The organism is Haloarcula onubensis (genome assembly GCF_031624605.1).
Taxonomy (GTDB): domain Archaea; phylum Halobacteriota; class Halobacteria; order Halobacteriales; family Haloarculaceae; genus Haloarcula; species Haloarcula onubensis.
In genome coordinates this window covers 498,666-524,475 of the sequence record NZ_JAMQOS010000002.1, presented here as the reverse complement: position 1 = coordinate 524,475, position 25,810 = coordinate 498,666, and the positions used below count along the sequence as shown (strand labels likewise).

Sequence of the window (25,810 nt, the reverse complement as noted above, 5' to 3'; positions counted from 1 at the left end):
GGAGCGCGCCGATGGCCGCGCCGAAGCAGCCACCCGCGAAGGCGGCGATGAGCCAGTAGACGAACTCCACGGCCGTTCGGCCGCCGAGCGCGTCGATTTGCAGTAGTACTGGGTCCACCATCTGTTAGTCCTCCTGTGCCCAGTCGAGGGACTTCTCGACGGCGTCGTCCCAGCGGCTGTAGAGCTCGTTTGCGTCGTCAGAACTCATCTGTGGGGTGAACTCCTGGTCTATCTGCCAGTTGTCGCGCAGTTCCTCGACGGTGTCCCAGTAGCCGACGGCCAGACCGGCGGCGTACGCCGAGCCCAGGGCCGTGGTCTCGTCGACTTCCGGGCGCGCGATGTCGGTGCCGATGATGTCAGCCTGTAGCTGACACAGGAAGCTGTTCTTGACCGCGCCGCCGTCGACCCGGAGTGTCGTCGTCTCGACGCCCGAATCCTGCTCCATCGCTTCCGCGACGTCGCGGGTCTGGTAGGCGATGGACTCGAGGGTGGCACGGACGATGTGCTCTTTGCGGGTGCCGCGGGTCATCCCCACGATAGTCCCGCGTGCGCGCCCGTCCCAGTGTGGGGCACCCAGGCCGGTGAAGGCGGGCACCACGTAGACACCGTCGGTCGAATCCACCGAACTCGCGAGTTCGGCGGTCTGGGCGGCGTTGTTGATGAGGTCGACGTCTTCGAGCCACTCGATGGCGGCGCCGGTGATGAAGATGGAGCCCTCCAGCGCGTACTGGACCGGCTCACCGGACAGCTGGAAGCCGATGGTGGTCAGCAGGCCGTGGTCCGATTCGACGGCCTCGTTGCCGGTGTTCATCAGGTAGAACGAACCGGTACCGTAGGTGTTCTTCGCGTCGCCCGCGTCGAAACAGGTCTGGCCGAACATCGCGGCCTGCTGGTCACCCAGCGCGCCCGCGACCGGCACTTCGGCGCCCAGGAAGCCGTCGGCGTCCGTGTGGCCGTACAGCGACTCGTCCGAAGAGGGACGGACCTCCGGCACCATGGACCTGGGCACGTTGAACTCCTCGAGGAGCTCGTCGTCCCACTCCATCTCGCGGATGTTGTACAGCATCGTCCGCGACGCGTTCGAGACGTCCGTGATGTGGTTGCCGGTCAGGTTGTAGATAACCCAGCTGTCGATAGTCCCCATCAGCAACTCGCCGTTCTCAGCGCGGTCCCGCACCGCTTCCCCGCGAGAGGCTTCCATCTTCAGGGGCTCGGCGTTGTCGAGAATCCACTCGGTCTTGGTCGCCGAGAAGTACGCGTCGCATTCGAGACCGGTCTTCTCGCGAATCCACTCGACTTTCCCCTCGTCTTGAATCTCCTCGACGCGGTCCGTCGTACGACGGTCCTGCCAGACGAGCGCGTTGTGGACCGGCTTGCCGGTCGCCTCGTCCCAGACGATGGTCGTCTCGCGCTGGTTCGTGATGCCAAGCGCCGCCAGTTGTTCGGCGTCGATGTCGTTCTGGGAGAGCCCCTCTCGAACGACTGCCTTGGTGTTCTCCCAGATCTCCATCGGGTCGTGCTCGACCCAGCCTGGCTCCGGGTAAATCTGTTCGTGCTTCTCGTAGGCGTTCGCGACGACCTGACCAGCGTGGTCGAACACCATAAAGCGGGTGCCCGTGGTCCCCTGGTCGATCGCGCCAACGTACGTGTCTGCTGTCATTGTATCTTCGACTCCACGCAGACGAACGAACGTTCGTTCAATATATTAATCTTAGGGTAGAATCGTGATGATAACAACGATAGCATCCACCCGGCGGCGAAACCCGCCAACGCGGGGGAAGGACCGCTGACGCGCCGCTCGTCGGGAATCCGAAATCACAAAGCTAATTAACGGATTGGTTCACAGTTATAGCTGACTGAGTAGCCGCTCAACCCGACCCGGCGAACTACAGGGGGCCATCGAGGCCGACCCGTCGGTCCGCCGGCCACCGCCCTCCCCGCCAATAATGAACCAACGCACCATCCCTCTGTTGTTGACCGTCGTAGCGCTCGCAATTTCCGCCGGGGCCGCCACGGCCGCCGTCGCCGGTAGTCCCGACATCAGCGTCTCCTTGGAGGACAACACAGTCGCCGCCGGCGACGAGACGACGCTCGAAGTCGTCCTCGTCAACAGCGGCGAACTCGACTCCGGCTCCACGCAGAACCCGAGCCTGAACAGCGAGGTGACCACCGCCCGCGGACTGACCGTCGACCTGCGGGACGGGAACGCCCCGATATCGGTCACCACGTCCCGGCGGTCGGTCGGGACCCTCGCCGACGGGACGATACAGACGGTGACCTTCGACATTAGCGTCGACGCGGACGCGGCCCCCGGCAGCTACGGCATCCCCGTCGAACTGGACTACGACCACTACGAGTACATCTCCGAGACGGAAGGCGTGCGTGACGAGGTCAGCGTCTCCCGGACGAAAAACGTCAATCTACGCGTCAGCGACGACGCGACCTTCGACGTGACGAACGTCGACTCCAACGCGCAGGTCGGCTCCAGTGGCACCGTCGCCGTCACCGTCGAGAACACCGGCCAGACGACCGCGACCAACAGCGAGGTCACGCTGGCGAGCCAGAACGGGGAGCTGACGTTCGGCGAGCGCGCCGAGAGCACCCGTTCTATCGACTCGTGGGCCCCCGGCGAGAGCCGGACGTTCCGGTACGACATCACGGCGACCGAAGACGCGCAGGCCGAGGGCTACCCGTTCCAGCTCTCCGTCGCGTTCGACAACCCCGACGGCGTCCGCAAGGAGTCGACCGGTACCTCGGTGAGCATCACGCCCGACCCCGAGCAGACCTTCTCGCTGTCGAACGTCGAGAGCACGCTCAGAGCCGGCGACGAGGGCACCATCACCGCGACGGTGACCAACGACGGCCCGCGAGCCGTCGACAACGTCGTCATCAACTGGAACAGCGACAAGAGCAACCTCTCGCCACAGGAGACCCAGATTGCGGTCGGTAACCTCGACGCCGGCGACTCGACCGACGTGACGTTCACCGTCGACGCGACGGACGGCGCCCAGGAGGGAGCCAAGCAGTTCGACTTCGTCGCGAGCTACCGGAACGCCGACGGCGACCGCGAGGAGAGCGACACCCTCGAAGCACAGGCACAGGTCAGGCCGAGCCAGGACGAGTTCAGCATCGAGTCGGCCAACACCTCCGTCGGCGTCGGTCAGTCCGGTAACATCGAGATTACCGTGACCAACACGCGCAATCAGACCCTCTCGGACATCACGGCGAAGCTCTTTGCCTCCTCGCCCATCAGCGCCGACGACGACGAGGCGTACATCGACGCGCTCGGGCCCGGCGAGTCGACGACCATCGTCTTCAGCGTCAGCGCCGACGGCGGCGCCCTCCAGAAGGCCTACCCCGTCTCGCTGGACTTCCGCTACGAGGAGCCCGACGGTGACTCCTCCATCTCCGACACCTACCGGGTCCCCATCGAGGTCACCGACCAGAGCGGCGGTGGTGGCGGCCTGCCCCTGACGGCTATCGGCGGCGTGGCGCTGGTCCTGGTGTTGGCCGTCGGTGGCTACATGCGGTTCCGATAGCCACGGATGGGGTACCAGCGCTACCTCGACTGGGTGAACGAGCGCATCGCGACGCGCCCCGGGCGTATCGTCCTGCTGTTCCTGGTCGTCACGGTCGTCTTCACGAGCGGGCTGGGCGCGATAGAGACCGAGACGGGCCAACAGCAGTTCATCGAGGACTTGGAGTCCTACGAGACCTTCCAGGACGTCCAGCGGGACTTCGGCGACTCGTTCGGGGAGTCGACCACGACGACGACGCTGCTCCAGCAGGACACCAACGCGCTGTCGAAGCAGTCGCTACTGCGGTCGTTGCGGGCACAGGAACGCATCGCCGACAAGGACGGGATGCGCGTCTCCGGGACGAGTTCGCCGGCACGGGACGTGGCTCGCACCATCGACCCCGACGCCACGACGCTCGACGCACAGATAGTCGCCGTCGAAGGGGCGACCGAGCGCGAGATAGACCAGGCCGTCCGGACGACGGCCGAGACGAACTCCGGGTTCAGGTCGTCGGTGAGCGAGGACTTCAACCGCGAGGCGGCGTCGGCGTCGGTGACCGAATCGACCGTGACCCACGACGCCGCGGAGATAGACAACCGCGAGGAGCGTGTCAGGGACATCGTCGACACGGTCGGCGGTGACATCCGCGTGCTCGGGGGGACGCCCAACACCATCACGACCTCGCTGGGTATCGTCCTCCCGGCCGCGTTCGTCCTCATCGTCGGGTTCCTCGTCGTCGCCTACCGTGACCTCGTCGACCTGGTGCTTGGCATCGTCGCCATCGTGATGGCGCTCGTCTGGACGTTCGGGTTCATCGGGCTCGCCGACATCGCGTTCAACCCGTTGCTGGTCTCGGTGCCGCCGCTCCTGATAGCGGTGGGTATCGACTTCGGTATCCACGTCGTCAACCGCTACCGCGAGGAGCGCGGGGCGGACCGCGACATCACCGACGCGATGACCGTGACCTCGAACCAGGTGCTCGTGGCGTTTTTCATCGTCACCGGGACGACGGTCATCGGCTTCCTCTCGAACCTGGTGAGTGCCTTCCCGCCCAACCGGGACTTCGGCGTCGTCGCCGCCATCGGCATCGTCTTTACCTTCCTCATCTTCGGCGTCTTCCTCCCCGCCGCGAAGGTGTACACCGACCGCCTCCGCGAGCGCTACCCCATCCCGACGTTCAGCCAGTCGCCGTTTGGCTCCGAGGGGGCGGCGTCCGGCCGGGTGCTCTCGGGCGGGGTCACCGTCGCCAGACGCACGCCGGTCATCTTCCTGGTCGTCGTCCTCCTCGCCACGACCGCCGCCGGCGGCTACGCGACCGGTGTCGCCACCGAGTTCGACAGCGACGACTTCCTCCCCGAGGAGGAGACGCCGGACTTCCTCCAGTATCTCGGCCCGCTCGCGCCGCCCGAGGAGTTCCAGGCCATCGAGAACCGGAACCTCCGTGACCGTCACTTCGACCAGGAGGAACAGGTCATCGTGTATATCGAGGCGAACATGCGCCGCGACGACGCCCTGGAGTCGCTCCACCGGGCCAGCCAGAATCCGCCCGCGACGATAGACGGCGAGGGCCGGGAGGCGGAGGTGACGAGCCTCGTGACGGTGATACGCGACCGCGCCGAACGGGACCCACAGTTCCGGGCGCTCGTTGCGCGCAACGACCTGAACGACAACGGCATCCCGGACGACAACCTTCCGGTCGTCTACGACGCGCTGGCGGAGCGCGGACAGCTGTCGCAGTTCCTCAGCGAGGACCGCCGGAGTACGCAGGTCATCTACACCGCCGACGGCACGGCGACGAACGCCGAGATATCGGCGGCCGGGGACGAGCTCGCCGCCGGCTACGAGGGCGACGCCTCGCCGACCGGCATCGCCATCGTCTTCAACGCGGCCGGGACGCTCATCCTCGATACGGTCCTCCAGAGCCTCGCGATAACTATCGTCGGGTCGGCGCTGTTCCTCGTGGGCATCTACTGGGTGCTCGAAGGGAAGCCCAGTCTGGGCGTCGCGAACATGGTCCCCATCGCGGTGGCTATCGTGGCGCTCGTCGCGACGATGCGTTACGTCGGTATCGACTTCAACGCCATCAACGGCGGCATCCTCGCCATCACCGTCGGGTTGGGGACCGACTACTCCGTCCACGTCGTCCACCGCTTCGCCGACGAGCGCGAGGAGCGCGCCCTGGAACCCGCCCTTCGCCGGACCGTCGTCGGCACCGGCGGCGCGCTGACCGGCAGCATGCTCACGACCGTCGGCGGCATCGGCGTGCTCGTGCTCGCGCTGAACCCCGTCATCGGGAACTTCGGGTTACTGACGGCGCTGTCGGTCGTCTACGCCTACCTGGCGTCGATGTTCATCCTCCCGTCGGTGCTGGTCGTCTGGGACCGGCTCCGGCGGTACGACGGGGAGAGCGGGTCCGTCGCCGACTCCGTCTTCCCGTGGACCGACGAGCCCGGCGTGACCACGGACCAGGGACTCGCGACCGCGCCGACGGGTGGTGACGAATGATGTGCGGGCTGAAGCGTTTATCCGGTCGCGGCCCCAACGCAGTGACGAGTATCCGGCCGCCAGTCGATACCACAAGGAGCTACCCGATTCGATGAACTACCAGCGATACATCGACTGGGCGGACGACCGCATCGTCGACGACTCCCGCAAGGTCGTCCTGGCCTTTCTCGTCGTGACACTCGCCTTCTCGGCCGGTCTGGGCAACATCTCGACGAACGCCGGCACCCAGCAGTTCACGACCGGGCTGCCGGCCGAGGAGGCGTTCGAGCAGGTCAACACGGAGTTCTCGCCCGCCTTCTCGGCCGACACCGGGAGCACCCAGCTCATCCAGGACGGGACGAACGTCCTCTCGAAGCCCGCGATGTTGCGGATGCTCAGGGCCCAGGAGAAACTGGAGGAACACGGCGAACTCAGGGTGACCTCGACGTCTTCGGCGGCGGCCATCGTCGCCCGCGAGCTGAATCCGTCGGCGACGACGACCGAGGCCCAGATTCGGACCCTCGAACGGTCGACCGACAGCGAGGTCGACGCCGCCGTCCGCCGGGCCGCCGACAACCCGCAGTTCACGGGCCTGCTCAGCAACGACTTCAACCGCGAGTCGGCGTCTGCCTCGGCCACAATCGGCGTCGTCACTCACGAGCTACCGGCCGGCCTCTCCTCGGGGTCGGGCCAGGGCGGGACCAGCCCCCTGACCGACATCCAGCGACAGGCCGAGTTCACCGTCGACGCGACGGGCGCCGGGTCGATAACGGTCTTTGGCTCGGGTATCCTCGCCGAGGAGTTCTCGAACGTCGTCTTCGACTCGCTGATTCTGACGGTGCCCGCCGCGCTCGTTTTCATCCTCCTCTTTCTCTCTATCGCCTATCGGGACCTGGCCGACATGGCGCTGGGGCTGGCCGCCCTGTTCATGGCCATCGTCTGGACGTTCGGGTTCATGGGGCTCGCCGGTATCCCCTTCTCGCAGATGCTCATCGCGGTGCCGCCGCTGTTGCTCGCCGTCGGTATCGACTTCGGCATCCACGCGGTCAACCGCTACCGCGAGGAGCGCGAGGAGGGCCGTGACATCGGCCGGTCGATGCGAATCACGACCGACCAGTTGCTGGTCGCCTTCGGTATCGTGACCGGGACGACGGTCATCGGCTTCCTCGCGAACGTCTCCAGTGACCTACCGCCCATCCAGGACTTCGGCTACGTGGCCTCGGTGGGCATCGTCTTCACGTTCCTCATCTTCGGCGTCTTCCTCCCCGCCGCGAAGGTGGAACTCGACCGGCTGCGAGACCGGTACCCGATTCCGACGTTCAGCCAGCGCCCCCTGGGTTCCGAGGGCTCGAAACTGAGCGGCGTGTTGCGGGGCGGCGTCGTCATCGCGGAGCGCGCCCCCGTCGTCTTCCTGCTCGTCGTCCTCGTCGCGACCGCCGGGGCCGGGATGTACGCGACCGGTATCTCGACCTCGTTCTCGCAGGACGACTTCCTGCCGCCGGAGGACAACCCCGACTGGATAGAGTCCCTGCCCGAGCCGTTCGCCCCCAGCGAGTACACCGTCACCGAGACGACGAACTTCCTGGACGAGCGGTTCACGTCGAGCCAGGGCGGGCAGGTGACGATATACGTCGAGGGGCCGATGCGCCAGGACGACGCCCTCGAACAGATATATCGGGCGGGCGACGACCCGCCCGAGACGTTCGTCCGCGAGGACGGGCGGGCCGACTCGACCTCCATCGTCACGGTCATCACGAACCGCGCCGAGCGAGACCCCGAGTTTCGGGCACTCGTCGCTCGCAACGACCAGAACGACAACGGCGTCCCGGACAGCAACCTAGAGGAGATATACGACTACCTGCTGTCCTCGTCCTCGCGGGCCCAGGCGCTCGACTACATCACCGAGGACTACCGGAGCGCCCGCGTCACCTACCAGGTCGAGGGCGACGCCAGCGACGACGCGGCGGCGGCGGACGCCCGCGAGGTCGCCGACCGGTTCCGGTTCGAGGCGACGGCGACGGGGAGCCTCGTCGTCTTCCAGGCCGTCTCGGACGTCATCTTCGAGTCGGCTATCACCTCGCTGGCTATCGCCCTGACCGGCACCGCCGTCTTCCTCCTGTTCATCTACTGGGTCATCGAGGGCCGCCCCTCGCTTGGGCTCGCCAACGTCGTCCCGGTCGTCATCACGGTCGCCCTGCTGGCCGGGACGATGCGCTATCTGGGCATCCCCCTGAACGCCATCACGGGGACGATGCTGGCGCTGACCATCGGCCTCGGGGTGGACTACTCCGTCCACGTCGTCCACCGCTTCGCCGACGAGAGCCACGAGGCCGCGCTCGTGCCCGCGCTGGACCGCACGGTCCGTGGCACCGGCGGCGCCTTGCTCGGCAGCATGCTCACCACCGTCTTCGGCATCGGCGTGCTGGCGCTCGCGGTGTTCCCCGCCATCGGCCAGTTCGGCATCCTGACGGCGCTGTCTATCGTCTATGCCTTCCTCACCTCGTTGCTCGTGCTCCCGTCGGTGCTGGTCGTCTGGTATCGCGCGACCAACGTCTGGTCCGGCATCGGCGGGCTCCGGGACCTCGGGCGGCGACAGACCGTCGCGCCCGGTGACGACGACTAGTCGCCGAGGGGCTACGACACGCACGCGGGGCCGGCGGTCGTGTCCGAACCAGGCACTTCGCGGGTGGCTTTATCCGACCACGTGGCTAGACACCATGCATGACCCACGTCGTCATCATCGGTGCGTACGGGAGCGCCGGCGCAGCCGTCGCCGGCGAACTCGCCCCCGTGGACGGAATCGAACTCACACTCATCGACGACGGGGACCCGGGCGGCGGCCTCTGTATCCTGAAGGGGTGTATGCCTTCCAAGGAGGTGCTCTCGGCCGGCGCCCACCGGTTCCAGGCGCGCCACGACGACCGACTGGTCGGCGACCTCCCCGAGGTCGACCTCGAAGCGACCGTCGAGCGCAAGGACGACCACGTGCTGGGCTGGGCCGGGCACCGCCGCGAGGGAATCCACAAACTGGCAGAGCGCGAAGAGGTCGAGTTCGTCCACGCGAGCGGCGAGTTCGTCGACGACCACACCGTCCGCGCGGGCGGGCGGACCTTCGACGCGGACTACGTCGTCGTAGCGACGGGGTCGACCGTCTACGTTCCGAACACGCCCGGTATCGAGACCGTCGACTACATGACCAGCGCCGACGTGCTCGACGCGACCGACTTTCCGGAGTCGGGTATCGTGATGGGCTTTGGCTACGTCGGGATGGAGCTGGTCCCCTATCTGGCGGAGGCCGGCGGGATGGAACTCACGGTCGTCGAGCACGACGCCCGCCCCATCGACGAGGCCGACCCCGAGTTCGGGGACGCGGCCCGCGAGATTTACGAGGCCAACTGGGACGTGACGATACCGACGAACTGCTACGAGTGCGAACTGGAACCGACCGACGACGGCGGCGTCAGGCTGTCCGTTGAGTTCGACGATGGCAGCACCGAGCAGTACGAGGCCGACCAGCTGTTCTGTTTCACCGGCCGCCGGCCCACCCTCGACGGACTCGGACTGGAGCGCACGTCGATTTCGACCGAGGGAGAGTGGGTCACGGACACCATGCAGACCGTCGACGCCGGCCACGTCTACGCCGTCGGCGACGTGAACGGGAAGGAACCGATTCTCCACGTCGCCAAGGAGCAGGGCTTTGCCGCCGCGCGGAACATTTTGCGCCAGGAGGCGGGCCAGGGGCCGTTGCCCTACGAGAACGTCCACCACCACGTCATCTTCTCGGGGCTGGGCGTCTACCCGTTCGCCCGCGTCGGCCACAGCGAGGAGAGCGCCCGCGCCGCCGGACTGCGCGTGGTGACGGCGACCAGACAGGCCAGCGACGACGGCGTGTTCAAGTCGAAGGGCGTCCCCGAGGGCCTCTCGAAGCTCGTCGTCGACGCGACGGACGGCACCGTCCTCGGCTGGCAGGGACTGCACTACCACGCCGACAGCGTCGCGAAGACGCTGCAGGTCGTCGTCGAACTCGGGCTCGACGTGCGGGAGATTCCCGACCGGGCCTACCACCCGACGCTCCCGGAGAACCTCGACGGCCTGGTCCGTGACTGCGTCGCACAGCTCTCCGGATAGCGCTACTGGCCGGGCATCGAGGGGTAGCGGTCCAGTTCGACGAACTCGGTCGCGCCACAGGCGGCACACTCACTCGGTGACTCGTAGGTGTGGTCGGGCGGCTCACCGTGGACGACGCCCGCGACGATAGTGTGACAGTTCTCACAGACGTACTCCTTCGGTCGCTCTGGCAGGTGCGCCATGTCTTGTTGTAGAGTTTACACTTCTATAAGTACTCCCCCGCCGAGCGGGTCCCCGCCGGGGCGTCGGTGGCCGGTCAGTCGACCCGGACGCCGGTTATCTCGAAGCGCGCGCCGCCGTGCTCGCTCTCGGTGACGGTTATCGACCAGCCGTGGGCGTCGAGTACTTCCCTGACGATTCGGAGGCCGAAGCCGGTGCCGTCGTCGCTGGTGGTGTAGCCACTGTCGAACACCCGGTCGCGTTCCTCGGGCGGGATGCCCGGCCCGTCGTCGGCGACGTAGAACCCGTCCGACAGCGAGCCGACTTCGACGAGAACGCCCGAGCCGCCGTGTTCCACGCTGTTGCGCAGGAGGTTCTCGAACAGTTGCTGGGTGGAGACGGGGTCCCCGTAGACGGCGGTGTCACCGTCCACCGTCCGGAAGGTCGCGTCGTCGCTTCCGGTCGCCTCCCAGGCCGCCGTGGCGACCGTTTGGAGGCGGTGGGGCTCGGGCTCTACGGTCTGGTGGCCCGACCGCGAGAGCACCAGCAGGTCCTCGATGAGTGCGTCCATCCGCTCCAGGGACGCTTCGAGCGTGTCGACGTGGTCCGGGTCGCCGGCGTATCCCTCGCGAACGATGTCGAGTCGGCCCAGCGCGACCGTCAGCGGGTTCCGCAGGTCGTGGCTGACGAGGCTCGCGAAGTCGTCCAGTCGGTTGCGCTCGCGCGTGAGTTCGGCCTCGCGGCGCTCGCGCTCTTGCTCGTAGCTGACCCAGTTTCCCAGCAGGTCGACCAGCGTCACCTCCCAGTCGGAGAACGGGTCGCTCCGTGGCTCGGTGTCGAAAAAGCAGAAGGTGCCGTCTATCTCGCCGTCGACCCACACGGGCGTCCCGATATAGCAGGCGATACCCATCTCGGTGAACCCCGCCCGGTCGGTCAGTTCCGGGGCCTCGGCGGCGACGTCGGCGAGGACGAGCGTCTCCTCGTCGACGACCGCCCGCTCGCAGTTGGTCGCGCCCAGCGGGACGACGTCGCCGCTCGTGGTCCCGCCGGAGGGGTCGTGGACGACGTCGAAGACGTAGTCGTCGTCCTCGATATTCGAGAGCGCGGCACAGTCCGTCCCGAGGACCGCTCGACCCAGGTCCAGCAGTTCGTCGACCTTCTCCGCTAACGCCCGCTCCTTGTCCGCGATTATCTGATACACCTCGCGGAGGACGCGGTCCCGCTCTGTCAGCTCCGCCTCGCGAGCCTTCCGCTCGGTCACGTCGGTGAAGTACACCGACAGGCCGGTCGGGGACGGGTACGCCCGGACCTCGAACCAGGTGTCCGTGGGGTCGAAGTACTCCTCGAAGGCGACGGACTCCTGTTCGTCCATCGCCCGGTGGTAGGCGTCGTAGAACCGCGTATCGACGGCCGAGGGTATCTCCTCCCATATGGGCCGTCCGAGCAACTCGCCCGTGGAGAGCTCCCTCCCGATGGCCTCACAGAGGAGTTCACGGCCCCGGTCGTTGACGTAGGTGAACCGCCAGTCGGTATCGACCGCGAAGAACGCGTCGGTCATCCGGCCCAGGATAGCCTGCTGTTTGGCGGCGTCGGTGACGGTCGTGACGACCCGCGCGCCGAGTGCCCCGGCGCTGTCCTTGGGCAGGTAGTCGGTCGCGCCGGCGCCGATTGCCTCGCTGGCGACCCCCTCGTCACCGCTGTCGGTAAACAGCACGAACGGCAGGTTCGCCCATCGGTTCCGAACGGTCCGGAGGAACGAGACACCGTCGCTGTCGGGCAGCGCGTACTCGGAGACGACGCAGTCGACGTGCTCCCGGTCGAGCGTCGCCAGGGCCTCGTCGGCGGTGTCGGCCCTGCGTATCTCCGTGATTTCGTCCGCGGTGCGGAGGGACTCGGGGACGGTCGACGCCGTGTCGACGTAGAGGACGCGAACGGCCCTCTCCGTCGCGTGTATCGGTCGCCCCCCAGCAACCGCGGGATTGTCCATGGTATGGCAAGGTCTTTCAGCCGTATATCACTGTTGTACCACACCCGTTGTTGTTACTCCGGCGCGCGCTCGGCGAGCACCGGTATCTCGGCGATTCGCTCGCCGTCGAGCGCCGCCCAGTCGACGCCGTCGGGCCGCGGAAACGGTGTGTCGGTCTCGACGGTCCGGCCCGGCGTGACGACGGAGTCCATCGGGACGTCGTGGGCGTCGACGGGGACGCTCGCGTCGGGAACGGCGCTTTCGGGCCCGTCGAGGACCTGCAGTTCGTGGACCGTCGTCAGCGTCGGCGTGGCCGCGTCGACCAGTCCCAGTTCCTGGAGGACGGCGTACTCGAGGTCGCTGTACCCCTCGCCCTTGCCGATACGGGCACCGGCTTCGGTCACGGCCACCGACCCCGAGACCACGAGGTCGAGGTCGCCGACGGCCTCGGGGCCGACCTGCCTGGCGTGGTCGGCGACGTTCGAGACGGCCGGTGCCGCCTCGAGGTCGTCGAGGTCTGCCGGGTCCAGCTCGTAGAAACAGCGCCGGTCTCGCAGCCGCGGGACCGCCATGTAGACCGTCTTGCCAGCACGGAGCGCGGCCCGTCGCAGCGGTAGCTGTGGCGAGTCGGGGTTCGCCTTGACGGCGTCGGCGCGCTCCCAGACGGCCGTCTCGGTCACCCGCTGGGCGGCCGCGGCGGCGCCCTCGAAGTTCGGGATGCGGTCCTGTGGCGGGAACGGGAACCGGGCGACGCCGTCGGCTTCGAGCCGGTCCCACACCCGCTCGCGGATGGCCTGCTTGTCCATACCCCGACCTCGGACTCGGGGCACACGTGTCTCCCGGTTTCACCGCCTATCAACGGCTTGAGAGTGCCACGCACGGGGCTACGGCCGACGCGCCACAGCCGTCGGGTATGGGCCACAGACGGGGCGTCCTCGTGCTGGTCGTCGTCGCCGGACTCCTCGTCGTCGGCGCGGGCGCGTACGGCCTCGCCGCCGTCGACCGACCGCGAGTCCGGTCTGTGGACAGCGACTGGGGGCGCGTCACACCGGAGGAGACGGAAGTCGTCACCCACGTTCGAGTCGAGAACCCGTCGCTGCTCCGGGCCGGCGACGCCGTCGCCGACGTGCGCTACACCGTGACGATGAACGGCGTCGCGGTGGCGTCGGGCGTCGAGCGGGAGGTCCGGGTGGACGGCCCGGAGGACGTGGTGACCGTCCGGACCTGGTTCGACAACGACAGGATTCGCCCGTGGTGGGTCCGCCACGTGAACCGCAACGAGACGACGACGGTGCGGGTAAACCCCGAGGTCGAACTCGACTACGCCGGTATCGACGTCCCGGCCGAGGACGCGACCCGGACCCGGACGTTCCGGACGGACCTGCTCGGGCCGTTGAACAGCGACCGGAACCGCAGCGTCGACGTGGCCGGTCGGTCAGTGCTGACGGTCGAGGAGACGAACGCACGCTGGGGAGCGGCGACCCGCGAGCGGACGCCGATACTGGCGTCGGCCACGGTGACGAACGACCTCCCCGTCGCCGTCCCGGTGACGGACGTCCGGTACACGATTCGGATGAACGGCGTCGTCGTCGGCCGCGGGAGTGCCGCCGGAGAGGCGGGCATCCCCGCGGGGCGCACGCGAGCGGTCGACCTCCGGGCGACCATCGACAACTCGAAGCTCGACGAGTGGTGGGTCACCCACCGCCGGCGCGACGGTACGTCCCGACTCTCCGTCGCGTTCACCGCTACGGTGGGGTACCGCGGTTTCGAGCGCCGTGTCACGGTCGACGGCCTCACCTACAACCGCACGTTCCGGACGAACGTCTTCGGTGACGGGAACGCTACTGCGGACCCATCTCGGAGCCCGCCCGCGCCGCACGAGGTGAGCTGACCCGCCATGACCGACGCGCGTACCACCGGTGACGAGACGCCGACGCTGGTGGCCACCGACACCCCGTCGGCGGCCGAGATGGCGGTCGACGTGGGCGTCCTCGTCGCTCACACGGCCGAGACGGGGCCGGAGCGGCTGCGGTCCTTTGGCGAGCGGGCCGCCGCCGACGCCGCCGACGAGCTGGGGTCGGCGACGGACGTGACCTGGCGGTTCTACCTCGAAGCGCCACGTCGGCTCCCGGACACCGGTCGGCGACGCCCCGCGGAGTTCCTCGACCGCGCGACCCACGAGATGGTCGAGGGGCCGTACGACGCGGTCCTCGTCGTCACGGACGCCCCGCTGGTCTCCAGCCGGGAGCGGTTCGTCCCCGGCCTCGCCTCGCCGCTCGCGCGGGTGGCCGTCCTCTCGACGCGGAACCTCCGACGCGCCCCGCGGGGCCGGCCGCCGCGGGCCCTCGACGACGCGGCCGTCCGCTGGAACGGGGCGACGCTGCTGGTCCACCTCCTCGGTCACGTGCTCGGAGCGGGACACAGCGACGGGGGCGCCATGGCGCCGTTCGAGTTCCGGCCCGACCGGCGGGCGGTTCCCCCGATGGACGCCGACGTCGAGGCGTACCTGCACCGCATCGCCGACGAGATACCCGCCGAGGAGGCCACGCCGCGCGGGCCGGTGGGACGGCTCGCCTTCCACGCCCGCAGCGCGCTCCGGAACCCGAGTCGGGTCATCGGGGCGGTCGTCAACAGCCGCGCGCCCCTGCTCCCGCTGTCGTTGCCGAAGCTGTCGACGGCGGCGCTGACGCCGACGCTCGTCATCGTCTTCAGTGCCGAGTCGTGGGACGTCGGGTTCAACATGGACGACGTGACGGCGGCGCTGTTCGCCGTCGCCAGCGTCCTCGTCGCCGCTGGCTACCTCTTTTTCGCCCAGAACCTCTCCTTTCCGCGCAAGCGACACCGCCTCGTCACCGAGCAGACGGCGCTGGTCAACGTCGCCGTCCTCCTCGTGCTCGTCCTGGCGATGGCTGGCCTCTTCGCGCTCGTCTGGAGCGTGATGCTCGTCGTCGAACTGCTCGTGTTCCCGCCGGACCTGATGTCGAACTGGCCGAGCCTCGAGGACCCCACCGTCGGGTTCGTCGACCTCGTCCGGACGGGCGCGTTCATCAGCACCATCGGCGTCCTCTCGGGGGCGCTGGCGGGCGGGCTGGAGAGCCGGACCATCATCGCCCACCTGACGCTGTTCCGGGACCGGCCCTGACAGTGGCCGCTCCTCGCCGGCCGTAGCCCTTTCAGCCCACGCCCCCAACCAGACGTGTGAACCATCCGACAGCTGTCGGCGGCGGGAGGTCCCATGCCCGATGAGATACGGACGGCCAGCGAGGTCACGAACGCTGGCGGCTTCGGTGGGCGTGTGTCTCACTGGCTCCTGCTCGGCGGGAACCGGATGGCCGTCGCGGCCGTGCTGGTCGCCTCGGTGGTCGCCCTCCTCTACACCGGGACCCGGGTCGGGCTGCTCACCGTCGGCCCGAACAGCAAAGCCGCGACGGCCTTCGCGAGCGGGTTCATCTCGGGGACGGTGACGCTCGTGACCATCGCCCTGTCGATAAACCAGCTCATCCTCTCGCGGGTGTTTGGCTCGCCGAGCGGGCTCTCCCAGAAGCTACAGGGCACCCGAGAGCTCCGGGAGCGCGTGCGGGAACACGCCGGCGAGCCGGCCGTCCCGAACGACCCCGCGGCGTTTCTGAACCTCGTCGCGACGACGCTGACCGAGCGCGCCCGGCGCCTGCAGGCGGTGGCGACCGAGAGTGGCCTCCCGGCGCCGGTGGCCGACTACGCCGACGGCATCGCCGCCTACGGCGAGCACGTCGCGTCGGACGTCGAGGAACAGACCCCCATCGTCGACGTGCTGGACGTGATTCTCGGCACCGAGTACGCGATGAACCTGACCGCGACGGAGCACCTCCGGAACCGCTACGACGGCGACCTCCCGGCGGAAGCGACCACACAGCTAGACGCCATCGACGACCTGCTGGAGTCGGTCGCCGTCACGCGCCAGTTCTTCAAGACGCTCTCGCTCCAGCAGGATTTCGCCCGGCTCTCGCGTGTCGTCGCCTACACCGGCCTGCTCGCGCTGGTCACGAGCGTCGCCCTCGCCTTCCTCTACCGAGCCAGTTCGACCACGATACCGGTGGAGTACCTCCCGCCGGTCGTCAGTCTCGGCATCGGCGTCGTCGTCACGCCGCTGTGTATCTTCATCGCGTACGTGTTCCGGGCCGCGACCATCGCTCGCCACACCGTCTCGGTCGGGCCGTTCGTCCCGCCGGAGAGTGGCACCAGCGGCGAGTGAGCGGTCTCGGCCCCGCTCACAGCTCCTGGGAGGCCGTCGTGAAGGGCGTGATGGCGACGGTCCGCCGCGCCACGGCCGCGATTCGTAGCACGAACGAGAACACGACGGCCAGTGGCGCCAGGGCGACGGTCACGGCGAGGTCGGTCAGGACCGTGAGCGTCCCCGTCGAGAACAGCATCCCCTGAGAGGCGGCGAACAGCTTGAGCATCACGATGCTGACGAACACCGCGGGGATACCGACTATCAGGAGCCGCTGGGAGAGCTGCGAGAGCTCGTCTTGCATGTACAGCGTCTTGAGGTACTGTCTGGCGACGTCTATCTGCTGGAGGAGGACGACCAACTGGTCGAGCGCCTCGTCCTGGGTCCCGGTGAGTTCGTCCGCGTGCTGGTTCTGCAGTTCGCGGGCGCGGAAGATGTGCTGTGAGTAGTTCGTCGTCAGCGTCGCCGAGAGCGCGCTGAAGATGCCTGAATCCGACTGTCGCAACAGCTCGTCGACGTAGTCGATGTGGTCGGTGAGGTCGTCGACCAGCCCCGCGACGAGTTCGCTCGCGTCGACGGCGTCGGCGTCCACGTCCATCTCGGTATCGCCGCCGTCGGTCGACACCTCGCCGTCTTCGAGGACGTCCGACTCGTGTTCCAGCCGGGCCAGCGACTCCCTGGTCGCCCGCAACAGCAGGTGAAGGAACTCGGTCGGCGTCACCGGCGCCACGTCGTTGGCCGGCAGCGTCTCGATGACGGACTCGCGGTACTCGTTGGTCTCTGCTATCTGCGTCCGGAGCTCGCCCGGCGTCGAGAGTTGCCGGGAGACGACCAGCTGGTTTATCGAGACGATGATGGTGATGAGGGTGAAGTTCCCGCCGGTCAGCGCGCTGAACAGGTACAGCAGCGGCGCCCGGTCGACCGAGCGGAACCCGCCCACCACCTCCAGGGCGATGAAAAAGACGAACGCGGCCGCCAGCAGGACGCCCGCGAGCACCAGCCGGTCGCTAAGCACGAGCAGCCGCTGGATAGGACGTTCGTACGGCCCAGTCGTCGCTCCGTCCAGAATCTCAGTTCCGATTTCCTCGTCCATCAGTCAGCGAAGAGCGGCTACGCACGGCCGACGCCTGAGGAACCTGTTTGCAGCTGCAAGGCCCGCTTCGACCGGCCGCCCGCTGTCGGTCCGTGCGGTACAGGCGTGTCCCGAGAGGGGGAGGAATCCGCCACCTCGAACGGGAGGGCGTATCGACCAACCCGAGCGAGCGGGACGTGTCGGCTACCCCGCGTCGGGCCACAGCCTCAGTCGCTCGCTATCTGCTGTTCGTCGAACTGCTCGCTGGCCTCGGTGAGCTGGTCGAGCGCGTCCTGTTCCTCCCGGAGCGTCTCCACCAGGAGGTCGGCCGCCTCGTCGTTGCCGGTCTTCTCCGCCAGCGACGCGAGGTTGCCGTAGGCCGCGATCTCGTAGTGCTCGGTCTTCTGTCCGACGGCCATGTTGTACCGGTCGAGCACTTCGCCGTCGTTCTCGCCGGAGAACTGCCTGTGCTCGTCTAGCATCGCGGTCACGACGATGTCCTCGCGGGCTTCCGGCTCCTCGCCGAGGGCCTCGAACACCTGCTCTAAGCGCTGGACCTGCTGCTCGGTCGCCTCGCGGTGGTCCGCGAAGGCGTGACTGGCGGCCTGGATGCTCGTCTCCTCGGACAGAGTCCCCAGCGAGTCGACGAGTTGCTGTTCGGTGTAGTACAGTTCCTGGACGCCTTCGATCAGTAGTTGCTCGATTGAGTCGGTCGTCATAGCATCGCAGGGTTCGGGCGAGCGACCAATGAGCCGCCGGGTTGCAACTGCGACCGGGCCCGGGCGTGTCTCGCCGACGGCGGGCTGTTCGCTCCGACGGCAACGCGCTCGAACGACGACCGCCACACTGGCGAGCAAAGTCGCCTTTCGAGTGCCGGCAGTGGTCTCAGGCAGGGCTGACGGGCTAGACGAGACGATGACCGAGATAGGCTACACGCTGTCGAGTGAGGAACACAGCCCGACCGACCTGGTCGAGCACGCGCGGCGGGCGGAGGCCGCCGGCTTCGACTTCCTCTCGATTTCGGACCACTTTCACCCCTGGGTCAGCGCCCAGGGAGAGGCCCCGTTCGTCTGGTCGACGCTCGGCGGCGTCGCCGCGGCGACCGACGAGGTCGACGTCGGTGTCGGCGTCTCGGCGCCGATACAGCGCCTTCACCCGGCCATCTACGCGCAGGCGGCGGCCACCGTGGCCGCGATGTTCGAGGACCGCGCGTTTTTCGCCGGCGTCGGCACCGGCGAGAACCTGAACGAACACGTCCTGGGCGACCGGTGGCCCGAACACGCCGTCCGCACGGAGATGCTCGACGAGGCCGTCGACGTGATACGGCGCCTCTGGACGGGCGAGGAGGTCAGCCACTACGGCGAGCACTACACCGTCGAGAACGCGAAGCTGTTCACGCTGCCCGAGGAGCCCCCGCCCATCTGCGTCTCCGCCTACGGTGAGCGGGCGGCCCGCGCCGCGGCCGATATCGGTGACGGCTTCTGGTCAGTCGGCCCGCAGGACGCCATCGACGTGTGGGAGGCACACGGCGGCGAGGGCCCCCGGTTCTGCCAGCTCCAGGCCTGTGTGGCCGAGACCCACTCCGAGGCCGTCGCGACAGCCCACGAGAAGTGGCCCAACTCGGCCCTGCCGGGCGAACTGAGCAGCGAACTGGCGACGCCGGCGCTGTTCGAGCAGGCGACCGGGATGGTCTCGAAGGCCGACATCGCCGAGGGGAGTATCATCACGGACCCCGACCCACAGGCACACATCGACAGCATCCAGACCGCCATCGACGCCGGCTACGACCACGTCTACAGCATGCAAATCGGCGACGACCAGGGGGCGCTGCTGGAGCTGTACGAGGAGGAAGTACTGCCGTCGTTCTCGTGAGCCCGCGGCCAATCGCGGCGTCGGCATCGAGGGGGCCGGGGATATGACAAGAGCTAACACGCACCACGACGAAACTTCGAGCGGCGCTTCGGGGAGGTGTGAGGCGAGCGACGGGTCCGTGTGGAGCGCCGTGCCAGAGGTGAGAGACCCAATGACAGAAAGCGAAAACAAGGACCTCGTTCGCGACTACCTGCGCGCGTTCAACGAACAGGACAGAGAACAACTCTCGGAACTCCTCGCGGAGGGCGTCGTCGAGTACGGGAGCCACGAAGAGCGACGTGAGTCCGAAGCGATAACTGCGTATCTCGAAGCCCTCTTCGAGACGTTCCCGGACTACTCGGGGAACACCGACGAGATGGTCGCAGAGGACGACCTGGTCGTCGTTCGATACACCGCGAGCGGCACGCACGAGGGCGAGTATCAGGACGTCGAACCGACCGGGAACAACGTCGAGTGGACGGGAATGGGAATGTATCGCATCGAAGACGACGAAATCGCCGAAATCTGGCTCGAAGAGGACAGGGCTGGCCTCCTCGAACAGCTCGAAGTCGCCAGTCCGCCCGCGCATCTCCGGATATAGTCGGCTTGGTGCCAGCGGCTGTGAGCCGCCCGGTGTCGACCGACTTAGCGTCCGTCGCGGGGCCACTCGACGACGGCCCCGTTTTCGCCGACGGCGACGGCTCTGGCGTCCCCGACTGCCACGCTCCGCAGGTCGCCCGACGCCGGCGTCGCCAGCCGCGTCCAGCCGTCGCGGTGGCCCCGCTCGAACACCGTCCCGCTCGGGCCACAGGCCAGGGCGTGGTCACCGGCGACCGCGACGGCCCGAAGCGCGCCGTCGTCGACGCGCTCGGGGGTCCACCGCCCGCCGTCGTAGCGGTGGACCACGCCCGCGTCGTCACAGACCAGACAGCGCTCGGACTCGGCCGCGACGTCGGTCAGCGTCCCGCCCGCGTCGACTCCGACCCGGTCGAACGTGCGGCCACCGTCGTCGGTCCGGACGACGGTCTGGTTCGTGTCGCAGGCGTACCCCACCGCCGCCGTGGGGAGAACGACCCCGCTCAGGCTCGACCCCGACGCCGGCGTCACGGGGTCGTCCCAGGCCAGGTCGCCGTCTCGGTAGCGCCCGCGCCGGAGTCGCCCGGCGCCGTCCGCCAGCAGGACGGTCTCGTCGCTAGCTTCGCCCGCCGCGGCCACGGCGGCGACGTTCGTCGTATCGCCGTCAGGGGCGCTGTGAGAGACGTGGCGGCCGCTCTCGGGGTCGTAACGGCCGACGACGCCGCTGTCGCCGGAGAACCAGACGCCGTCGGCCGTCGCCGCGACCCCCCGCAGCGCCGCCGATTCGGCGTCGGGCCCGTCGGCGACGGCGACGTCCCACTCGCCGCCCTCGTCACACAGCAACGTCCCCGCCGCCCCGACCGCGTAGGCACGGTCGCCGACGACCGCCGCGTCGGTGAGCGTCTCGTCGGTCGGTACCGCGGTCCAGGCCGGGTCGGGGGGCGGCGATGGCTCCGACTCGGTGGCAGCGTCGGCCGCGTCAGTGTCGGCCGGTGCGTCCGCGCCCACCGATTGACGGCCGTAGAGGGCCAGCGGCGGGACGGCGTACGCGAGCAGCGCGAGGACGGCGAACCGGTCGTCGACGACGGTCAGCGTACCGAGCGCCGTCATCGCCGCCGCCGCGACGGCGTGGTACCACGACCGGGCGTAGCGGCGGAAGAACGCGCCAAACGCCGTGACTCGGGACGGGGGCTCCATACGGAATGTCGGTCGTCCAACCGTTCAGTTCTTGTGTTACGGAGCCGGGGTCGGCGGCCGCACGCGCAAGCCGCAGTCTTACTCCCGGCGGTAGGGTACTCCGAGTGCCCGTATCGGGCGGTCGCGGGCACGAGGTGTCACAGAATGGGCAAACTCCGGAAAGCGAAGCGAGCGTGGCGGCGGCTCCCGCGCTTCGTCCGACGACGCATCGTTCGCACGGGACGGCGGCTCCTCCGACGGCGCTGACTCGTCTGTCGCCGCCGGTGGGCGTCTCTCGCCGAGTCGGTTCTTCAGCCGCTGCTCGCTCGAAGCGACGGCTTCCGAAGCGGAACGCAGGGCGGTGACACCGGGGCGGTAAGAGAGCGATACGACTCGGCGGCTGTGGGTCGGTTACTTGATTTCCATCTCCGACTCGCCGTTCTCTTCCTGGGACTCCGCCGTCTGCCACACGAGGTCGAACGAGACCGCCTGCTCCCTGTTGCCCCCGACGAAGGAGTCGTCGGCGCCGACTTCGACCTCGAAGGAGAGCTGTTCCGGCGGGTTGACGGTCGCGCTGTCGTCCCCGACCATGAACGTGACTCGCCCGTCCCGGGACCCCTCACTGCGGTGTGACCCCGGCTCTCTGTCGGCCGTGTCGCTGTCGAGTTCGTCGGCGAACTCGTGCAGATACGTGGCTATCTCGCTGCGCGTCATCTCCCGTTCGGCTTCGATTTCGCTCATCGGACTGGGTGATAAGTGGACGGGACCCCCCGTTCGAGTTGGCCCTGCAGGGGCAAGTCTCGCCGCTGCGCGAGCGGGGTACGGACCGCCGACCAGGTTCTCCGTCCCCCCGCGTCTGGGGAGTCTCCGCTCGATTCGCATAACGTATCCTGTGAATCGAAGTAGTCTACACCGATACGGCAGATATCGAAGGTTTCATGGGCTACAGACGGCGAATTCTCGCTCAGATGTCGAGTGGAATCACCCGCACCCGACCGACTGTCGGGGAGTCGGAACACGGTCGTCACAACAGATGGCTTCAGTACTGATCGTCCTGAGCATCGCGCTCCTGGCGACGCTCGTGATGTCGTTTACAGTCGGAGCCAACAGTAACTCCGCCCCCGTCGCTCCCGCCGTGGGAGCGAACGCCCTCTCTGTGCTCCGCGCGGCCCTGCTCGTCGGGGTCGTCGCCGGGCTCGGGGCCGTCCTCCAGGGCGGGAGCATCTCCGAGACTATCGGCAAGGACCTCGTCACCGGCGTGTCGATTACGCCGCTCGCAGCGGCGGCGGCCCTGCTCACCGCGGCGGCGCTCATCACCGTCGGAAACTCGTATGGCTATCCGATTCCGTCGGCGTTCACCGTCACGGGGGCGATGGTCGGGGCCGGGATTGCACTCGGTGGCGGGTTCGCCGTCCACGAGTACGTCGTCATCCTCGGCTTCTGGTTCGCGATTCCCGTCGTCGAGGGTGTCCTCGCGTACGGTCTCGCGCGTGGGCTCCGGAGCGACGCCATCCCGGAGGTCGTGGGGATTCCGTTGCTCGGCGGCGCGGTCGGGTACGCACTCGCGAACATCCGGTTCACGATACTATCGACCGCCGAGAGGACACAGGGGTCGCTCGCGCGGTACGTCGCGACCCAGGCCGGGCTGTTCCCGACATCCGTCGGCGGGAGCTACACGCTCGGAATGGCGCTCGTGAGTGCGGTCAGTGGGTTCGTCGTCCTCGCCGCCACGTGGGCGCTGCTCCGACGGGACGAAAGTGCAGGCATCAATCAGTTCCTCGTCGCGCTGGGGCTCGTCGTCGTCTTCACGAGCGGCGGAACGCAAGTGGGGCTCGCGACCGGCCCGCTCGAGACGGTCTTCGAGTCGGACCTCCACCTGCCGTCGCTGTACCTGCTCGCACTCGGCGGCGGCGGGATTCTCCTGGGCGCCTGGATTCGGGGGCCGCGACTCGTCCAAGCGGTCTCGAACGAGTACGCGTCGCTCGGCCCGAGACGGTCCATCGCGGCGCTCATTCCGGCGTTTCTGATAGCGCAACTGGCTATCGTTCTCGGGATTCCGATCTCGTTCAACAAGGTGATGATAGCGAGTATCGTCGGCAGCGGCCTGGCCGCGGAGTCGGCGGGCGGGAGCGGTATCTCGCTGCGGAAAGTGGGCTACACGCTCGGGTCGTGGGTCGGCTCGATGCTGGGGGCCGGCGTTATCAGCTTCGGGCTCTACCAGCTGCTGACCGCGATTCCAGGTATCGACTAGTCAGGGGACGACCTGGTCGATTATCTCTTCCTCTGCGGCCTGTGTTTTCATCGCTTCCCAGCTCTCGAAGTCGGTCGTCGCCGCGACGTAGTCGTTCAACGCCTGGCGCGGGACACCCTGCACGTCGGTCGGCTCGGTGAGCGACCACGGCGCGTGCTCGTAGAACGCGACGAACGAATCGAACTCCGTGTGGTTCCGCATGAACGGTTCCGAGAAGAACGCGTCCGAGCTCACTCGTGTCCCCGCCTGTAGCTCTCCGAGTCGGTCGAGTGCATCACTGAGGCGGTCTTCGAGGTCCCCCAGTTCCGTCGCCTGAAGGTCCATACCGGGAGTCGCTTCTGGAACCGTGTAAGTTCTGCTACTCGGGACAGGGATGCTCGGACTGCCGGAAGAGACACTGGCAGTCCTCTCGTCGGCGGCCTCGGCACTCATAGGGTTCGTCACCGCCGGGGAGTCACCCCGGCTCGGAACACCGGTTCGTCATCGGCCGGGCGGCTCTACCAGTCGCTGGCGGTTGTCCCTTTCGGGTGGGAATTGGAACAAGGGCTAAACGACCCGGGTCCATCCGACTCCGTATGCACAGGCGACGATATCTGACAGTCGTCGGCGCGGGTGTCGTCGGCGCGTTCGCGGGCTGTGGCGGGAGCGGCGGGAGCGACGGCGGCCAGTCCATCGACGACCATCCGGCCGCGGCGGACCTCGACGCCCAGCCACGGCGTGGCGACCTCGGCGGGCACGTGGTGCTCTCCTTCGAGGACCCCTCCTGTACGCAGTGTCGGCGGTTCCACGAGAACACGGTGCCCGACATCGAGTCGAACGTCGTCGACGCGGGGAAAGGCGCCTACGTCGTGCGGACGTACCCGATTATCTACCCGTGGGGCGAGCCCGCGACGCAGGCCCTGGAGTCGACGTTCGCCCGCAGCGAGGGGGCGTTCTGGGCGCTGTTGGGCCACTACTTCGCGACGCAGAACCGGTTCGACGCCGACAACGTCCTCGACCGCACCGAGCGGTTTCTCACCGAGTCGACGGACCTCGACGGCGCCGTCGTGGTCGACGACGCCCGAAGCGAAGCCCACGACGACGCGGTCCAGGCGGACAGCTCCGCCGCGGCGGACGCCGACCTGCCAAAACAGACCCCAATCGTCCTCCTCTTTCGCGACGGGGAGTTCGTCTCGCAGGCCAACGGGAGCGTGAGCTACGACCTCGTCGCGGAGGCGCTGGGGGTCGAGTGATGGCCGCAGTGGGGCGATCACTGCGGGGCGTTCGGCTCCCGACCCGGCGACGGGACTGGCGGCTGATGGGTCGGACCGCGCGTCTCGTCCTCTCGCTGCCGACCTACGCCGTCGTCGCCGTCCTCGCCAGCGCGCTCTCGCTGTCCGCGTTCGTCGTCTCGCTGAACGGACCCGTCTTCCTGGACCTCGTGGTCGGGGGCGCGCTGCCGCTCGAAAGCCGGCTGACCATCTTCGGGGAGCTGTACCCCTTCGTCGGGACGAACTTCACCCCGGTCCAGGGGCTCTTGCTGGTCGCGGTGGCGCTGCTGACCGGCGTCGACGTCGCGATGGCGACGTACCACTTTCGCGAACACGGACTCGACCGAAAGCAGGGCGGCGCGGGGGCCGCGGGCGTCGTCCTGGGGACGCTCGGCGCGGGCTGTGCGGCCTGTGGCTCGGCGGTGTTGCTGGGGCTGCTCTCGCTGGTCGGCGTCTCGACCACGCTGCTCTTTCTCCCGCTCGACGGCCTGGAGTTCGCGCTCGGGGCGGTGGTCGTCCTGACACTCTCTATCTACTGGCTGGCCGACGGGATGCGCGGCGGCGAGATAAACGGCTGCCCGGTGGACATCTGACACCCGAGCGAACTATTTTGGCCCTCTCGACCGAACGACGGCGTAGCGACGCATGTCCGAGACAACGACAGTGGAGGGCGACACCAGCGACTACGAACACCTGCGGCGCAAGCGCAAGGAGACCGAGGGAACCGTCGAACTGGCCGACGTCGTCGGCGTCCGTGTCGGGGAGCGCGAGGTCGTCTGTCGGTTCGGCTTCGAGTGGACGAGCGCGTCCCCCGGCGCTACGACCTCGACAGCGACCGCGACGTGGCCCGCCTCGAAGCGCTGTGTAGGGCCAACGGGCTCGCGTTCGAGCAGGTCGCGCATCTCGAGGGGGCGTTGGTCGAACTGCGATACACCGGCGAGGCGTGGGTACCAACGGCCGAGGCCGCCTACACCGACGGCGAGGGAAGCGCCGTCGAGACCGTCCTGGCAGAAGCCCGCCTGCTCGTCCGTGAGTTGGCCGCGGCGCCGGCCGCCGTCCGGCGCGGCGTCGAACGCGTGCGGGACCTGACGCTGACACAGACCATCATCGCCGTCGTCCTCGTGAAGAAGGTCGTCATCGTCGCCCTGCTGGCGTATCTCCTGCTGTAG

At 68.1% G+C, this 25,810-nt stretch carries 22 protein-coding genes; 13 read left to right on the top strand and 9 right to left on the bottom strand.

Annotated features, from left to right (window positions below):
• Nucleotides 1-124: 124 nt before the first annotated feature.
• Nucleotides 125-1,660: a glycerol kinase GlpK gene (gene glpK / locus NDI86_RS09415; protein WP_310900164.1), complete on the bottom strand. Its 1,536-nt coding sequence runs from the start codon at nucleotides 1,658-1,660 to the stop codon at nucleotides 125-127.
• A gap of 313 nt (nucleotides 1,661-1,973) precedes the next feature.
• On the opposite strand from glpK, the gene NDI86_RS09410 reads away from it, so the two are divergent.
• The 4 genes from NDI86_RS09410 to NDI86_RS09395 all read left to right on the top strand — a co-directional run bounded on the left by NDI86_RS09410 (nucleotide 1,974) and on the right by NDI86_RS09395 (nucleotide 10,130).
• Nucleotides 1,974-3,539, top strand: coding sequence for a COG1361 S-layer family protein (locus NDI86_RS09410; protein ID WP_417936255.1), 1,566 nt, complete (start codon nucleotides 1,974-1,976; stop codon nucleotides 3,537-3,539).
• A 6-nt stretch (nucleotides 3,540-3,545) separates the two neighbouring features.
• Entirely contained in the window at nucleotides 3,546-6,023 is a 2,478-nt protein-coding gene (locus tag NDI86_RS09405; RefSeq protein ID WP_310900162.1) for an efflux RND transporter permease subunit, read from the top strand.
• Nucleotides 6,024-6,114: 91 nt separating this feature from the next.
• Nucleotides 6,115-8,625 carry an efflux RND transporter permease subunit gene (locus tag NDI86_RS09400; protein WP_310900161.1) on the top strand — a complete coding sequence of 837 codons (2,511 nt, stop codon included), beginning with the start codon at nucleotides 6,115-6,117 and terminating at the stop codon, nucleotides 8,623-8,625.
• A gap of 98 nt (nucleotides 8,626-8,723) precedes the next feature.
• Nucleotides 8,724-10,130, top strand: a complete 1,407-nt coding sequence (locus tag NDI86_RS09395) for a dihydrolipoyl dehydrogenase family protein (RefSeq protein WP_310900160.1) — start codon at nucleotides 8,724-8,726, stop codon at nucleotides 10,128-10,130.
• Nucleotides 10,131-10,132: 2 nt separating this feature from the next.
• Here NDI86_RS09395 and NDI86_RS09390 read toward each other — a convergent pair whose 3' ends face one another.
• The 3 genes from NDI86_RS09390 to NDI86_RS09380 all read right to left on the bottom strand — a co-directional run bounded on the left by NDI86_RS09390 (nucleotide 10,133) and on the right by NDI86_RS09380 (nucleotide 13,061).
• Nucleotides 10,133-10,312 (bottom strand): hypothetical protein, encoded by a 180-nt coding sequence (locus NDI86_RS09390; RefSeq protein ID WP_310900159.1) that lies wholly within the window; start codon nucleotides 10,310-10,312, stop codon nucleotides 10,133-10,135.
• A gap of 74 nt (nucleotides 10,313-10,386) precedes the next feature.
• Nucleotides 10,387-12,276 carry a hybrid sensor histidine kinase/response regulator gene (locus NDI86_RS09385; protein ID WP_310900158.1) on the bottom strand — a complete coding sequence of 630 codons (1,890 nt, stop codon included), beginning with the start codon at nucleotides 12,274-12,276 and terminating at the stop codon, nucleotides 10,387-10,389.
• Between the two features lie 53 nt (nucleotides 12,277-12,329).
• Entirely contained in the window at nucleotides 12,330-13,061 is a 732-nt protein-coding gene (locus tag NDI86_RS09380) for a 5-formyltetrahydrofolate cyclo-ligase (RefSeq protein ID WP_310900157.1), read from the bottom strand.
• Between the two features lie 107 nt (nucleotides 13,062-13,168).
• Here NDI86_RS09380 and NDI86_RS09375 point away from each other — a divergent pair, with 107 nt between their 5' ends.
• From NDI86_RS09375 to NDI86_RS09365, 3 genes are all read left to right on the top strand, one after another.
• Entirely contained in the window at nucleotides 13,169-14,146 is a 978-nt protein-coding gene (locus tag NDI86_RS09375) for an LEA/WHy family protein (RefSeq protein WP_310900156.1), read from the top strand.
• A 6-nt stretch (nucleotides 14,147-14,152) separates the two neighbouring features.
• A complete protein-coding gene (locus NDI86_RS09370; RefSeq protein ID WP_310900155.1) occupies nucleotides 14,153-15,397 on the top strand; it encodes a hypothetical protein in 1,245 nt (414 codons plus the stop codon).
• Nucleotides 15,398-15,490: 93 nt separating this feature from the next.
• Nucleotides 15,491-16,486 carry a DUF7972 family membrane protein gene (locus NDI86_RS09365; RefSeq protein ID WP_310900154.1) on the top strand — a complete coding sequence of 332 codons (996 nt, stop codon included), beginning with the start codon at nucleotides 15,491-15,493 and terminating at the stop codon, nucleotides 16,484-16,486.
• Between the two features lie 16 nt (nucleotides 16,487-16,502).
• Here NDI86_RS09365 and NDI86_RS09360 read toward each other — a convergent pair whose 3' ends face one another.
• Together NDI86_RS09360 and NDI86_RS09355 are read right to left on the bottom strand one after the other, a co-directional pair.
• Nucleotides 16,503-17,558, bottom strand: a complete 1,056-nt coding sequence (locus tag NDI86_RS09360; protein ID WP_310900153.1) for a DUF7972 family membrane protein — start codon at nucleotides 17,556-17,558, stop codon at nucleotides 16,503-16,505.
• A 206-nt stretch (nucleotides 17,559-17,764) separates the two neighbouring features.
• Nucleotides 17,765-18,256: a YciE/YciF ferroxidase family protein gene (locus tag NDI86_RS09355; RefSeq protein ID WP_310900152.1), complete on the bottom strand. Its 492-nt coding sequence runs from the start codon at nucleotides 18,254-18,256 to the stop codon at nucleotides 17,765-17,767.
• Between the two features lie 196 nt (nucleotides 18,257-18,452).
• Between NDI86_RS09355 and NDI86_RS09350 the strand changes: the two genes are divergently transcribed.
• The gene (locus NDI86_RS09350; RefSeq protein ID WP_310900174.1) at nucleotides 18,453-19,409 is read left to right on the top strand and encodes a TIGR03557 family F420-dependent LLM class oxidoreductase; all 957 of its coding nucleotides are present in this window, start codon (nucleotides 18,453-18,455) and stop codon (nucleotides 19,407-19,409) included.
• Between the two features lie 151 nt (nucleotides 19,410-19,560).
• Complete coding sequence (locus NDI86_RS09345; RefSeq protein ID WP_310900151.1) at nucleotides 19,561-19,989, top strand: ester cyclase; 429 nt, start codon at nucleotides 19,561-19,563, stop codon at nucleotides 19,987-19,989.
• 44 nt (nucleotides 19,990-20,033) lie between these two features.
• Here the strand turns inward: NDI86_RS09345 and NDI86_RS09340 are convergent, their stop codons facing one another.
• On the bottom strand, nucleotides 20,034-21,161 hold the full coding sequence (locus tag NDI86_RS09340; RefSeq protein WP_310900150.1) for a beta propeller repeat protein: 1,128 nt from the start codon (nucleotides 21,159-21,161) through the stop codon (nucleotides 20,034-20,036).
• A gap of 390 nt (nucleotides 21,162-21,551) precedes the next feature.
• Nucleotides 21,552-21,881, bottom strand: a complete 330-nt coding sequence (locus NDI86_RS09335) for an amphi-Trp domain-containing protein (protein ID WP_310900149.1) — start codon at nucleotides 21,879-21,881, stop codon at nucleotides 21,552-21,554.
• 292 nt (nucleotides 21,882-22,173) lie between these two features.
• On the opposite strand from NDI86_RS09335, the gene NDI86_RS09330 reads away from it, so the two are divergent.
• The gene (locus NDI86_RS09330; protein ID WP_310900148.1) at nucleotides 22,174-23,391 is read left to right on the top strand and encodes an inorganic phosphate transporter; all 1,218 of its coding nucleotides are present in this window, start codon (nucleotides 22,174-22,176) and stop codon (nucleotides 23,389-23,391) included.
• On the opposite strand, the gene NDI86_RS09325 is transcribed toward NDI86_RS09330, so the two are convergent.
• On the bottom strand, nucleotides 23,392-23,715 hold the full coding sequence (locus tag NDI86_RS09325; protein WP_310900147.1) for a hypothetical protein: 324 nt from the start codon (nucleotides 23,713-23,715) through the stop codon (nucleotides 23,392-23,394).
• Between the two features lie 251 nt (nucleotides 23,716-23,966).
• Here NDI86_RS09325 and NDI86_RS09320 point away from each other — a divergent pair, with 251 nt between their 5' ends.
• From NDI86_RS09320 to NDI86_RS09310, 3 genes are all read left to right on the top strand, one after another.
• Nucleotides 23,967-24,623, top strand: a complete 657-nt coding sequence (locus tag NDI86_RS09320; RefSeq protein ID WP_310900146.1) for a DsbA family protein — start codon at nucleotides 23,967-23,969, stop codon at nucleotides 24,621-24,623.
• Nucleotides 24,623-25,234 carry a hypothetical protein gene (locus NDI86_RS09315; protein WP_310900145.1) on the top strand — a complete coding sequence of 204 codons (612 nt, stop codon included), beginning with the start codon at nucleotides 24,623-24,625 and terminating at the stop codon, nucleotides 25,232-25,234. Before NDI86_RS09320 ends, NDI86_RS09315 begins: the two co-directional genes overlap by 1 nt.
• Before the next feature lie 201 nt (nucleotides 25,235-25,435).
• Nucleotides 25,436-25,810 carry a hypothetical protein gene (locus NDI86_RS09310; protein ID WP_310900144.1) on the top strand — a complete coding sequence of 125 codons (375 nt, stop codon included), beginning with the start codon at nucleotides 25,436-25,438 and terminating at the stop codon, nucleotides 25,808-25,810.